This window comes from Shewanella sp. A32 (assembly GCF_029167175.1).
Lineage (GTDB): Bacteria > Pseudomonadota > Gammaproteobacteria > Enterobacterales > Shewanellaceae > Shewanella > Shewanella yunxiaonensis.
This window is the reverse complement of sequence record NZ_JARFTS010000013.1, coordinates 1-13,380: the sequence shown is the minus strand read 5'-3', so window position 1 is coordinate 13,380 and position 13,380 is coordinate 1. Positions and strand designations below refer to the sequence as shown.

11 protein-coding genes and 2 tRNA genes are annotated in these 13,380 nt (G+C 49.0%); 7 read left to right on the top strand and 6 right to left on the bottom strand.

Annotation, left to right across the window (positions count from 1 at the left end):
* Positions 1-53 precede the first annotated feature (53 nt).
* The 4 genes from dauA to PY479_RS10925 all read left to right on the top strand — a co-directional run bounded on the left by dauA (position 54) and on the right by PY479_RS10925 (position 4,820).
* Positions 54-1,796 (top strand): C4-dicarboxylic acid transporter DauA, encoded by a 1,743-nt coding sequence (gene dauA, locus PY479_RS10940; protein ID WP_212593867.1) that lies wholly within the window; start codon positions 54-56, stop codon positions 1,794-1,796.
* A gap of 256 nt (positions 1,797-2,052) precedes the next feature.
* Positions 2,053-2,544: a 5-(carboxyamino)imidazole ribonucleotide mutase gene (gene purE, locus PY479_RS10935; RefSeq protein WP_212596624.1), complete on the top strand. Its 492-nt coding sequence runs from the start codon at positions 2,053-2,055 to the stop codon at positions 2,542-2,544.
* Positions 2,544-3,626 carry a 5-(carboxyamino)imidazole ribonucleotide synthase gene (gene purK, locus PY479_RS10930; protein ID WP_275483776.1) on the top strand — a complete coding sequence of 361 codons (1,083 nt, stop codon included), beginning with the start codon at positions 2,544-2,546 and terminating at the stop codon, positions 3,624-3,626. Before purE ends, purK begins: the two co-directional genes overlap by 1 nt.
* A gap of 30 nt (positions 3,627-3,656) precedes the next feature.
* A complete protein-coding gene (locus PY479_RS10925) occupies positions 3,657-4,820 on the top strand; it encodes a sensor domain-containing diguanylate cyclase (protein ID WP_275483775.1) in 1,164 nt (387 codons plus the stop codon).
* A 9-nt stretch (positions 4,821-4,829) separates the two neighbouring features.
* Here PY479_RS10925 and PY479_RS10920 read toward each other — a convergent pair whose 3' ends face one another.
* From PY479_RS10920 to PY479_RS10905, 4 genes are all read right to left on the bottom strand, one after another.
* The gene (locus PY479_RS10920) at positions 4,830-5,477 is read right to left on the bottom strand and encodes a hypothetical protein (protein ID WP_275483774.1); all 648 of its coding nucleotides are present in this window, start codon (positions 5,475-5,477) and stop codon (positions 4,830-4,832) included.
* A 91-nt stretch (positions 5,478-5,568) separates the two neighbouring features.
* Positions 5,569-5,964, bottom strand: coding sequence for a hypothetical protein (locus tag PY479_RS10915; RefSeq protein WP_212593870.1), 396 nt, complete (start codon positions 5,962-5,964; stop codon positions 5,569-5,571).
* A gap of 29 nt (positions 5,965-5,993) precedes the next feature.
* Positions 5,994-7,586 carry a glutamate--cysteine ligase gene (gene gshA, locus PY479_RS10910; protein ID WP_275483773.1) on the bottom strand — a complete coding sequence of 531 codons (1,593 nt, stop codon included), beginning with the start codon at positions 7,584-7,586 and terminating at the stop codon, positions 5,994-5,996.
* Positions 7,587-7,847: 261 nt separating this feature from the next.
* Positions 7,848-10,709 carry a pitrilysin family protein gene (locus PY479_RS10905; protein WP_275483772.1) on the bottom strand — a complete coding sequence of 954 codons (2,862 nt, stop codon included), beginning with the start codon at positions 10,707-10,709 and terminating at the stop codon, positions 7,848-7,850.
* Between the two features lie 436 nt (positions 10,710-11,145).
* On the opposite strand from PY479_RS10905, the gene PY479_RS10900 reads away from it, so the two are divergent.
* The 3 genes from PY479_RS10900 (at position 11,146) to PY479_RS10890 (ending at position 13,130) form a co-directional block, all read left to right on the top strand.
* Positions 11,146-12,390, top strand: coding sequence for a dicarboxylate/amino acid:cation symporter (locus PY479_RS10900; RefSeq protein ID WP_212593873.1), 1,245 nt, complete (start codon positions 11,146-11,148; stop codon positions 12,388-12,390).
* A 105-nt stretch (positions 12,391-12,495) separates the two neighbouring features.
* Positions 12,496-12,663 carry a hypothetical protein gene (locus PY479_RS10895; protein WP_212593874.1) on the top strand — a complete coding sequence of 56 codons (168 nt, stop codon included), beginning with the start codon at positions 12,496-12,498 and terminating at the stop codon, positions 12,661-12,663.
* A gap of 281 nt (positions 12,664-12,944) precedes the next feature.
* On the top strand, positions 12,945-13,130 hold the full coding sequence (locus PY479_RS10890) for a hypothetical protein (protein WP_275483771.1): 186 nt from the start codon (positions 12,945-12,947) through the stop codon (positions 13,128-13,130).
* 75 nt (positions 13,131-13,205) lie between these two features.
* Here the strand turns inward: PY479_RS10890 and PY479_RS10885 are convergent.
* Together PY479_RS10885 and PY479_RS10880 are read right to left on the bottom strand one after the other, a co-directional pair.
* Positions 13,206-13,297: transfer RNA gene (locus tag PY479_RS10885), tRNA-Ser, on the bottom strand.
* A gap of 6 nt (positions 13,298-13,303) precedes the next feature.
* Positions 13,304-13,380: transfer RNA gene (locus tag PY479_RS10880), tRNA-Arg, on the bottom strand.

The window sequence follows — 13,380 nt, the reverse complement described above, 5'->3', positions numbered from 1 at the left end:
TCCCTAGAATATGCCGCTCATTTTTTGAGATATTGCCAGCAGGAGTCTGCACAGTGCCCAATTCGACCAACTTTCGAACCCAACTATTTTCATTGCATCTGGGCTATGCGATGCGCGAAATACTCACCCGTGAAGGCTACAATGGTCGTCATTTTTTGCAGGACCTGATGGCTGGCGTTACGGTAGGGATCATCGCCATTCCCCTGGCTATGGCACTGGCAATCGCCAGCGGGGTTCCGCCACAATATGGTCTGTATACCTCAATTGTTGGTGGTTTTATCATCGCCTTATGCGGTGGTTCTCGCTACTCCATCTCTGGACCAACGGCAGCCTTTGTAGTGCTGCTATACCCGATTGCACAGCAATACGGTTTGGCCGGTTTGTTAATGGCAACCGCGATGTCAGGCATCATTTTAATTGTTATGGCACTGTTGCGTCTTGGCAGACTGATTCAATACATTCCGCAATCAGTGACCTTAGGTTTTACCGGCGGGATCGGGATTGTTATTGCCATACTACAAATCAAAGACTTCTTGGGCTTACACATTGAAGAGATGCCGGAACACATCGGTGGCAAATTACAGGCGCTGGCATTAGCGTTACCGCAGACCCATCTGCCAAGCCTGAGCATTGCGCTGGTAACTCTGTTTGTCATGTTAGCCTGGCCCAAACTCAAACTGCCAATACCTGCGCATCTGCCCGCTATCATCGTCGGTAGCCTATTGGCGCTATTGTTTAGCCATTTTGGTTGGCAAGTTGAGACGATTGGCAGCCGCTTCCATTACCTGTTAGCCGATGGCGGTCAAGGTAATGGTATTCCACCATTCTTACCTGGATTTGAATGGCCGTGGCAACGTCCCGGACCCGATGGCACCCCATTGGGATTGAGCTGGGAAAGTATCCGCACGCTGGCACCGTCCGCCTTTGCGATTGCCATGCTCGGTGCCATTGAGTCGCTACTGTGCGCTGTCGTGTTAGACGGCATGACGGGCAAACGCCACAGTGCTAACAGCGAGCTGTTAGGCCAAGGCATCGGCAATATCATCGCCCCGCTATTTGGCGGTATTACGGCAACAGCCGCTATCGCCCGCAGCGCAGCCAACGTTCGTGCCGGTGCCTATAGTCCAGTATCGGCAATGATCCACGCCATCGTGGTGTTGCTGGGACTGGTAGTTTTAGCTGGCATTCTCTCTTATCTGCCAATGGCGGCGATGGCTGCGCTGTTAATGGTCGTGGCGTGGAATATGAGCGAAGCGCCCAAAGCGGTTCATCTGATAAAAACCGCACCACGTAGCGATATTCTGGTTTTTGTCAGTTGTTTACTGCTGACAGTATTGTTCGACATGGTGGTCGCTATCTCCTTCGGCATTATGTTAGCCGCCTTGTTATTCATGAAAGAGATTGCCGAAATGACCCGCCTGTACGACATTGCCGGCAACAAGCGTTACCTGGAACGCGCCGTACCGGATGACTGGGCCGTACTTAAGATCAATGGACCGTTGTTTTTTGCCGCCGCAGAGCGAATTTTTGCCGAGCTTGCCACAATGGCCCGGGATAAAAAGGTGATTGCCTTAAACCTGGAAGGGGTTTCCATGTTGGATGCCGGCGGCCTAGCGGCACTGAATAAATTGGTGCACAAATGTCAGTACGAAGGCACGCGCTTATTGATCAGCGATCTGCAATTTCAGCCAATTCGTACCCTGGCAAAAGCCAAAGTTCAACCGATCCCAGGGACACTGAAGTTCTATCCATCAATGACCGAGTTACTTGATGGTGAACTGCCCGCGATACCGTAACTGCGAAGCATATCGGAAAAGGCCGCTCATGCGGTCTTTTTTTCAATCTGGTGAAGCAACTGTGCGCGATGAACTGGTGGCACTGGTTGCGTTATCAGAACGGAATTTTCTGTGAGCAAAGCAGCGAATTAAACCCCATCATGCTATTATGCCGCCACATTTACCCGGCGCTTTCGCTGCGACCGGGTCTGTTTTACCCTACATCTGTCAGCAGACCGATAAATTAGAGCAAAATTTGCTGTTTTAAGGAGTTATGATGCAAGCCCTCGTTGCCGTCGTTATGGGTTCAAAAAGCGATTGGCCCACCATGGAAGCAGCCGCTGAAATCATGGATGCCCTCAAAGTGCCATATCATGTTGAAGTGGTTAGTGCTCATCGCACCCCAGACAAACTGATTTCATTCGCAGCCAGTGCTGCAGACAAAGGTTTTAAAGTCATCATTGGTGGTGCTGGTGGTGCAGCCCATTTGCCGGGGATGTTGGCGTCGAAAACTCGCTTGCCAGTACTTGGGGTCCCAGTCCAGAGTAAAGCGTTAAACGGCATGGACAGTCTGTTGTCCATCGTACAGATGCCCAAAGGTATCGCCGTAGGCACACTTGCCATCGGTACCGCTGGGGCCTTCAATGCGGGATTGTTAGCGTGTCAGATCCTGGCAACCCATGATGATGCATTGGCAACACGCCTCGAAGCCTTCCGTGAAGCTCAAACACAAGCAGTTCTGGAACATCCAGATCCGCGGGAGGAATAATGAGCACCAAAGTTTGGGTACTGGGTAATGGGCAGCTCGGTGCCATGCTGGCACACGCAGGCAAGCCTCTGGCACTAGATGTCAGACCAATTGATATCATGGTGCCGACCGATGAGAAGTTACCGTTGGCGGTAGATGACATCATTACAGCGGAACGCGAACAATGGCCAGAGTCAGCCCTCAGCCTGCAGCTTTCCACTCATGCTAATTTTATCAACGGCCCGGTATTTGGTCGTTTGGCGGATCGTTTCACACAGAAAAGCCTGCTGGATGAATTAAAAGTTGCCACTGCCCCATGGGAGCTAGTGGACGATAAAAGTGATGAAACGACACTGCACAGCCGTTACGGTGACCGCGTATTGCTTAAACGCCGCACCGGCGGTTATGACGGCCGAGGACAACACTGGCTGAAACAGGCTGAAGACAGCAAAATCCCTGCTGACTGGCGCAATCTCGCAATTGCAGAACAGGCAATCAACTTCGATGAAGAAGTGTCTTTAGTCGGGGCGCGTGGCCAGGATGGAAAATGCTATTTTTATCCGTTAACGCTGAATCTGCATCAGGATGGTATTCTGATGGCATCTATTGCACCGCTATCAAGATTAGCGCCGCTGCAAACACAAGCAGAAGAGATGCTCAGCACTATCATGCATGGTCTGAACTACGTGGGCGTGATGGCGATGGAGTGTTTCCGACTCGGTGATAAGTTGCTGGTCAATGAACTGGCGCCGCGAGTACACAACTCCGGACACTGGACTCAGGCTGGCTGCCATATTGATCAATTCCAGCTGCATTTGCGTGCACTGTGTAATTTGCCGTTACATCGGCCACAGGTCAATTTTCAATGTGTTATGGTAAATCTTATCGGTATTGATAAAGATGACCGCTGGTTAAGTCTGCCCAACGCAGAACTTTTCTGGTACAACAAAGAAGTAAGACCTGGCCGAAAAGTTGGGCACCTTAATCTGTCGGTACATAATCGGGTACATTTGGCAGACAGCATTAATCAATTGAAATTGTGGATGCCACAGCAATATCAGGCACCACTAGATTGGATTATGGCGGAGTTTTTTAACGCCTGATCGAAAGTTTTATGCAACAGGACTGCAGCATTGACACCATTTACCAGTTTCAGACCCTTGGTGAAAACCGGCTTCCTCTGGTGGTTGCTGGTGGTGTCTTTGCTGCTTATTTCGTTACTGTTCTGGGCTTTCAGTGGCGGTCAGCAGGTACCTTGGTTGTTACTGATCGGGGTCTGTACTATTTTCATCCTTGCCAGCACCTTGGGGTATTTTCTCTACCAGGGACAAATGAATCGCCTGCAGCAGCAGTTGCAACAATTGCAGGAGTTGGGCGACGCTACCAGTGAATTACTGGCGTTACCGGCAAAGTGCGAATCTGAATCGAGTTTTCTGAATGCCTTTTTAAGTAAGGCGGTAGCACTGGTAGAAGGTGCAGAGATGGGGTCCGTGATTGTAATCCAAGGGCCCGATCGTAAACTGCATTTTGCTGCTGCTTACGGCCAAGAACTTAAACAGTTACAACAACTTAATATGCTGTTACCGCAGACATTCCAATATCGGCTGACGGGGGGTCGCTGTGATCGCGTCATTATCATTAATGATACCGACAATACAGATGATCAAATTGCCAGGCAGCTGTTTGGTGGCCAATTGATCCGTGCGACACTCTCCAGCCCGATATATGTTGAAGGAAAACTTTACGGGTTGCTCAATCTCGACAGTACAGAGCCAGATTGTTTTAATGACTATGATTCAACGGTCATTGATATTCTCTCCAAAGAGGCGGCCAATGCCATCGCCTTATATCAGAAATCCCAGCAAATTCATCAGCTCAGCTGTTACGACCAGCTCACCGGGCTCGCAAATCGCAGTTATTTCGATCAGCAAGCGTCACAGTGGCCATTGCGCCAGCAGTTACAAAGCTACCTGCTCCTACTGGATATCGATGAGTTAAAACGGATTAACGAAGAACAAGCTCATGATCATGGTGACGAAGTGTTGCGGCAACTGGCGAATATATTGCGGCAGCAGTGGCCAGCCAAAGCACTGATGTGTCGTTTAAACGGCGACAAATTCGCGATACTTTCCTATGGCGAACCCGCGCAATTATCAGAATGGCTGCAACAGATCCGCAACGATTATGCTATGCAGCAACCGGGAATTAATTTTAGTTATGCCACAGTGCCATTCAACGGTAACGTGGCGGAAAGCATTGATTTAGCGGCCAGAGTGATAGACAAACACCGTCAATAAGCCCACCTCTTAACCGAAAAATAACCGCCACAGCCAAGAGGAATCCAACTCATCTTTGCACCCGCGGTACTGGATGGCGTAACGTTTGGCTCGCGCTTCAACTTTATCGGATACCTTGATTAACCAGCGTTTGCTGCGATAGCTTCCGCGCTTAAAACCACCCCAACCTTCGTGGTAATTGAGGTAAAGATTCTTGGCATCCCACTTTGAAACGCCATTGATTTTATGGGTTTTAGAAATAAACCATCCCATAAAATCCATCGCATCATCAAAGTCACTGCGACTGGACCAGCTGTTGCCTGTTTCGCGGACATAGTCGTCCCAGGTCATGGTTTTGGCTTGAGCATAGCCATAGGCGTCACTGGCACGGCCAATCGGAATAAACCCCAGAAAATACTCCATCGGTGGTGCGGCATCGTGTTTGAATGAGCTTTCCTGATACATCATTGCCAACGGTACATGCACAGGTACGCCCCATTTGTCACGGGCATCCACTGCGGCATCGTACCAGGAGCGATGTTCGTTAAAGATGGAGCAGATGTTGTCCGGCTCTTTAGGCGGTGACGCCGCACATCCAGACAATAAAACGACAGCCAACGCCAAAGGCGCGGCCCGCAGGAAAGAAAAACATGTGTTACGGTCACAAACCACGAGCATTACCCATTGTTTTGGGAAGTACTTAGGCTACGTCCCAGATAACATCAATGCTAGTTTCACCTGAATTATCAGCGAATTGCAACCATGAAAATCAATTATCAGTTGGCAGTTCGCATTCTGCACTTTCTTGTGAACGGATCTGCGGCTGCCAGTAACCGGTATCATCCCCACTGTACTGGCGATCGGTATTAAATTTTGCCGCCAATTGATAACGCTGCCCGGCTTGCACCTTAACGTTGATATCTTTGGGGACTCTGGCCGCCAAGCGCACTTTCAGCTCAGGGGCATCAATCAGCTCCGAGACACGAAAAGTATGCATGCCTGGTGATAACTGGTAATTCGGTTTCGATATCACCGGCTTGCCATCAACATGCGTCACTACCAACCGGTAAAATTCCTGCGCGGGGACTGGCTCAGCATAAGTCGAAACGATGCCACAGGCTGTGGCATCATCAGGTGACGAGGCGCATCCACTCAGAAACGGCATGGATAACGCCCATATTAACGGCCAAAATTTCACGTAAACTGCACATCCTTCGCTGTTGTGGTATTGAAATACTGCGCCAGGAAATCATCGAAATTCAATGTATCTTCCTGCTCCTGCTGTTGCTGCTTAGCGATTGAAGCGGCAGCTTCCGCCTCAAATGAAGCAATAGACGCGGTCGATAGGGGATAATCAAGCAATTGCTGGCGATACTGTTCAGCCAGGGCTTTCACCCAAGCGCCATGTGATTGACCACTTTCAGTCAACCGCGACAACACCCGCCCAGAAAGGGTCTTGTTAGGATCTTCCACCGCTTGCTGCCAGAATGCCAGGGCTTCACGGTATTGGTGAGTGTCATTACCATCGAGCAGCTCTGCTAACATTGACAGCTTGGCAAACAGCGCCTGTAACCACTGATGTCTGGAAATTGCCTTTCCATCACGTTGCAACATTAAATCGGGTTTACGGCCTTCGAGCACAACGGCCTTGAGGTTGGCGGCGACTTCTTTCTCGCCGGCATCATCAGTTACGGGGGACGGTGATAACAGGCAGTACAACAAAAACAGGTCCAATAGCCGCAATTGCGATGCTTCAACGCCAACCGGACTGAAAGGATTGACATCGAGTGCTCGGACTTCAATATATTCAACACCCGCACGCGCTAATGCTTCAGAAGGCTTTTCTCCGTCATGCGCTACCCGTTTCGCACGGATAGGTGCATAAAATTCGTTTTCGATCTGCAAAATATTGGCGTTAAGCTGACGATATTCGCCATCAACTTTGACACCAATATTGGCAAATTTCTGTGAGGGCATTTTAATAGCTGCACGGATGCCATCCAGATACTCAGTTAACGAGTTATAACTGATGGAGAGCTTTTCCTGTTCTTTATTGGTATAGCCCAAATCACTCATGCGCAACGATGTAGCATAGGGTAAGAACAGCGTTCCCTGCCCCATTTTTTCAAATGCCAATTCGGTTTGCTGTCCCTTAATAAAAGAGCCACACAATGCCGGGGAGGCACCAAACAGATAGGGCAAAACCCAAACTAAACGGCGGTAATTTCGGATCAATCCAAAATAGCGTTCTGATTTAAAATCACACAGAGTCAAATGTTTATCACTCTGTTCATATAACAACTGCCACAGCTCATCAGACACTGAAAAGTTAAAATGCACCCCTGCAATAATCTGCATCAGCGCACCATAACGATAGGTCAATCCTTTACGGTAAAGGCGCTTCATTTTGCCGTTATTCGAGGTGCCATAATAAGCAATGGGTATGTTTCGCTCATCCCCCACATAACAAGGCATACTCACGGGCCACAACTTCTGGCCATTGAGGTGACGTAACGCAAATGCATGCGTTTCTGTCAGGCCTTTAAGCATTTCATCAATATCACCGCAAACCGGAGTAATAAATTCCAGCAAGGCTTCACTGTAATCGGTGGTAATGCGGGAATTGGTCAGGGCGGCGCCCAATGCGGCTGGATGAGGATCCATCGCAAGCTGATTATCAGCATCGATCCGCAACGTTTCCCGTTCGATCCCTCGCTGCATCCCCAACAGGGCTGCGCGGCCTTCAGCATTGGAGAGCTGTGCTAATGTTTCGCTAAATGGCTTCAAATTGATTATCTCTTTTCCGGCGACTGCATAAATTCCATTACAGTCGAGACACCCGAGTCCCCAGAGAATCGTGCTCTGGTCGCGACGGACATTCCGGTGCTGCTTGTAAGATGCTGCCCAACATAAGGCCTAAGAGGGCTGTCAGGCAAGTGCAATTTATTCGGACACAGAGCGATGACAGTTACTAACCATCACCGCTCTGTTAATTATCTGACCACCTTTTGGGGGTGATCTTCTAGATATGGGGGTTGAAATTCGGTATTACAAGGGCAGGTTTACTACCTTATAACCTAACGCTTGCAACCCCGCCTCAATTTTAGACTTATCCCCCACCACCAACATCTGCATTGATGCAGGATCCAGCCACTGTTTAGCCAGTTGGTTCAGCTGTTCTATGCTTATCTGTGCAATAATTTTATCCTGCTCTGCGGTAAAATCATGCGGCAACTGGTATTTCTGGATCATGCGGATAAAACCAGCTTTCTGATAGGGCGTTTCATAATCCAGAGCTTTCCCTTGGCTGATGGATGCCCGCATAAATGCTTGCTCATCAGGCGTCATACCATTCGCGTAGTAATGACTGATTTCTTTCATAAATTCCGCCAGCGCCTTATCGGTGACATCCGTTCTCACGCTGGCGGTGGCTTCGAAATACCCCAGCTCACTGCCGCCGGCAAAGAAGCTACGAGCGCCATAGGTGTAACCTTTATCCTCACGAAGATTCAGATTGATACGGCTGTTAAAGGCGCCACCGAGCGGGTAATTCATCAGATAGGTTTTAAAGAAATCACCAGTGGCATCATAGGGTAAAGCCCTTTTACCAATGCTGATCACGGATTGTGCGGCCCCGGGTTTATCAATCAGGAAAACCACACCTGGATGACTTTCCGGTAATGAGCCTGCTGCAGGTAATGACATGGCCGTCCCTTGCCACGCAGTCAAAGGCTGCAGTTTTGCCAGCAATTGTGCTTCAGGCAAATCGGTGACAGTAACCATCTGGGCATTACCTGCACGATATTGCTCGGCATAAAAGGCCTTAACATCAGCTAACGTGATACCGGCAACGGTTTGCAACGTGCCGCCGCTACTGATTCCGAGACTGTTGTCACTACCAAATAACAGTTTGGAGAACCCTTCATTGGCCAGATAGTTAGGATCCGATGCCATATGCTGCAGTGTCTGTAACGTTTGCTGTTTGACACGGTTGAAGTCCGTGTCTTTGAACCCTGGTTCTAGCAAACGTTCTTTGACAATGGCTATCGTCTTATCCAGATTTTCTGTCAGTGATGTCACGCGGATCACGCTCTGGTAGTCGCTGGCACTGAAGCTGACACTTGATCCCAGTAATTCCAGGGCCTGGGCCAGATCTTCACTACTACGTTTCGCACTGGATTCATTAAGCATATCGGCAGTGAGTGCGGCCAGTCCGGATTTATTCAAAGGCTCCAGACGATGACCACCATTCAGGTACACGATCAGTTCGGTGGTTGGAGTTTCAGTGCTTTGCGTTCCCATGATTGCGATGTGATCCGTCAACTTCGCATCCCAAAGTTCAGGAACCTTCAGCACTGGGGCTTTGGCCGCTAGCGGCATGACATTGCGATCAAAGCTGCTGTGCTCCGGTAGCGCGGCGGCGGACAAGCCCATCACAGCCTTATCGGCAATAGCGGGCTTGGTCGGGGTAAAATTATCTGCGGCTGCGACTAAGGCTTCGCCGCCCTTAGGGACCACACTGATGACAACGGAGGGTTTACCTCTGACGTATTCACGGAACACGCGCATAACATCATCTTTAGTTACGGCATCATAACGCGCCAGATCGTTGCCAATCTGATTGGGATTACCGGTAAAGGTCTGGTTTGCAGCTAATGAAGAAACTTTGCCAGAAACACTTTGCAACGAGAAAATAGAGTGCGCCCGAAACTGAATTTTTACCTTCTGCAAATCCTCATCTGTCACACCCCGGGTCTCAAATTCATCGATAGATTGACGGATCAGCTTTTCGATGGGAGCCAGGGCGCTGCCTTTAGCTGGATTCGCCAGTGCGTAAACTGTCAGTTTGCAAGATAATTCCTGACAAGGATGACTGGCGCCAGCCTGTACGGCATAACCATCTTTCACCAGGTTTTTATAGAGGATCGATGTCTTGCCACCGCCTAAAATATTGGCCAGTAAATCTAGCGGAGCCTCATCTTTATGGCGGGCGTATACCGTTGGGAAACCGATCTGGATCAGCGGCAAATGGATATTATCTTCCATCGACACGTAACGGGTCTTGTCCAAAGTGACCAAGGGTTTAGCTAACGGTGTAACGTCTGGTCCGCGAGGAATGTCACTGAAGTACTTATTGACCCATGTAAGTGTTTGATTAACGTCGATATCGCCGCCAATGGTTAAGGTCGCGTTGTTAGGGCCATACCAACGACGGAAAAAGTCTTTTACATCCTGAGCAGTGGTACGATCTAAATCTTCGGGCCAGCCAATCACTGGCCAACTGTAAGGATGTCCCACCGGATAAAAGGCCTGCTCAAACCGTTCATTCATCCGCCCATAAGGGCGATTATCTATTCGCTGTGCTCGCTCGTTTTTTACGGTAGCGCGCTGAACCTCAAATTTTTGCTCCGTCAATGCAGGAAGCAAATACCCCATACGATCGGATTCGAGCCACAGCATTTTTTCCAATTGATTGCTGGGAACAGTTTCAAAATAGTTAGTACGATCACTATTGGTCGTACCATTCAGTTCACCACCCGCTTCAGTGACCACTTTAAAATGCTGCTCATCGGCGACGTGCTCAGAACCTTGAAACATCATGTGTTCAAACAGATGGGCAAATCCGGTTCTTCCCGGCAGTTCACGGTCTGAACCGACATGATAAGTTATATCAACTTTGACCAGTGGATCAGAATGATCCTCATGTAACAATACCGTCAATCCATTCGCTAAGCGATATTTCCGATAGGGAATACCGATTTCCCCAGCTTTTGGCGTGTAGGTTTCTACCAATGTCACGCCAGCTGGCAGTTGAGCTGCAGCAGTAGCCCCGGCCTGTTGCGGCAACTGCACTGCGGCGCATCCTGCTAATGCCGCAGATACTGCTGCTACCAATAACCATCGTGTCATCTGTTACTCCTTAACATTTCATTGAACCCGTCTGGATTATAAATGGTTAATTTACACCTTTGTTAAGACTAACCGGTGTCGGTGATAAAGCTTAAGGCTGTAATTTGTAAACGGAAGTTTCGCCCGATTAACTGCACTGCTGGAGGTTGAGAGCAGAACGGCTTAACCGCGCTAAAACACTGATTCATCGCTAAAACAAAGCGGCGAAAAGTTACCCCAACGAAATAGTCGCAACCGTTATGGTTAACATCAATTTAAACTTTAAAACAATTAAGACAAATTTTATTATGACTATAAGCTATAAGAAAAGGTTTTATCTGGGGCTAATAGCAAAGGATTACAATTCCTATTCGCGACTATGACTCAATATTACTTCCTCATGGCCGACACCATAATCACAACAGGTCGATAACGACCAATAAACCCTGGATTTCACATGATTTGGCAAACTTATCAACGTATTCCATTTTGGCAAAAAGTTATCACCGGCTTTGTCCTGGGCGCACTGTTAGGTGTGATCCTTGGCGATAAGGCCACAATATTAAAACCACTAGGTGATCTGTTCATTAAAGCCATCACCATGCTGGTCGCACCTCTAGTATTTTGTGCCATCGTTTCCAGTATCACTGCATTAGGCAGCGAAGTTGGGCTTAAACGCCTGAGTGCCAAAACCCTGGGCATGTTTATGCTCACCGGCACAATTGCCTCCCTTATCGGTTTGGCCGTAGGTAGTGTTATCGATATGGGGGGCACCATGAATCTGGCGGCTACTGAGGTGCGCGAACGCAATGTGCCAGGCTTCGCACAAGTGTTACTGGATATGATCCCGCTGAATCCATTCCAGTCGCTTGCGCAAGGTAAGGTCTTACAGATTATAGTGTTTGCAGCATTGGTCGGAATTTCCATCAATATGGTGGGCGAAAAAGCAAAACCACTCAAAGACGCCATCCACTCCGGTGCTGAGGTGATGTTCCAACTGACACGGCTGGTACTTAAATTAACTCCAATTGGTGTCTTTGGGTTGATGGCCTGGGTAGTCGGTAAATATGGTCTTTCAACGCTAGCGCCTTTAGCTAAATTTATCTTGGCGATTTATATCGCCGCACTGCTACACATCATTTGTGTCTATGGCGGCTTAGTGAAATTTGCTGCAGGCCTCAGCCCCTTGCAATTCTTCCGTAAAGCAATGCCTGCCCAGCTGGTTGCTTTCAGCACCGCATCCAGCTATGGCACTTTGCCTGTCACTACGCGTTGCACGCAGTCGATGGGCGTATCGGAACGTTACAGCGCCTTTGTACTACCGCTTGGTGCCACCATGAATATGGATGGCTGTGGCGGCATCTACCCGGCCATTGCCTCTATTTTTATCGCTCAGATTTATGGCATTCCATTGGATATGACGGATTATATGCTGATTGCCATTACCGCTACGGTCGCGTCCGTAGGTACTGCCGGCGTTCCAGGCAGTGCTATGGTGATGTTAACCGTAACATTAGGTGTGATCGGTCTACCACTGGAAGGGATAGGATTTATCGCTGCAATAGACAGGGTAATAGATATGATCCGCACTTGTACCAATATCACTGGTGACATGATGACGGCTGTTGTGGTCGGCAAGTCAGAAAATGAGTTTGACCAAGCGCAGTTTTACCGCGCCGAGAATCAAGCAGAAGCCGCCTAACAAGGCTAGGTAACATACTATTAAGGCCGCGTTATAGCGGCCTTTTGCTTATCTGAAATAACCACTGCTATCATAATGCCAAGCAATTGAAAGGAACCTTTGTCTATGGGGCGTTTTCTTTTTTTACCGCTCATTTTATGTTTATTGTGGCTGGCATTTTTACGCTACAACGGCATTCCGATATCTCAGGGAGCCCGAGGCTTTGTATGGATCATTGGGGTTAGTGCTATCATCATCTGCATGCTTGCATTAGCCATCTGGCTAACCGCTTAGCTTGTAAACAATACCGCCGTTTTGACTCTTAGATGATGTTAACTGGCAGGAGTATGAATGGCGGACTGAAAATGGCTAAACGGCGAACGACATCCACGCTAAAGCGTTCTGAATGACCGCCGGATGCTCATCCTAGATCGGGAGGCTGCCGGCATCCGACAGAAGTCAGAAGGGAATTCCCCGCTGATATTATGGCTGGCCGTATCCGAGGGCTGCTATATGGCAGAGCAGATAGGGAAATTTCCACTGCAAACATTACCCATATCTGCCGGCTACCCCGCATGACCGCTGCTATTACTATTCCAGCGAAATGCAGTAACATGAGTTTGACCTTGACTAGTAAGGGAAATGTCATCGCCATGCTAACTCAGTTACTGGCTATCCACCCAACGGAATCAGTGACGCATGATGGGATGATGCGCAAGAGCTCGCTCGGCTATGAATCCGCCGGAGACATACACACCTGACCCTATGGAAAAACGATTTAACAAACAGTCGGGAAATAGTGGACACTACAGTCCAGTGCCACTCAAGGAATAAAATGGCGGAGAAGGAGGGATTCGAACCCTCGATGGGAGATAAAGCCCATACTCCCTTAGCAGGGGAGCGCCTTCGGCCACTCGGCCACCTCTCCGCAAATTGGTGCGCATGGAAGGAGTCGAACCTCCGACCACCTGGTTCGTAGCCAGGTACTCTATCCAGCTGAGCTACATGCGC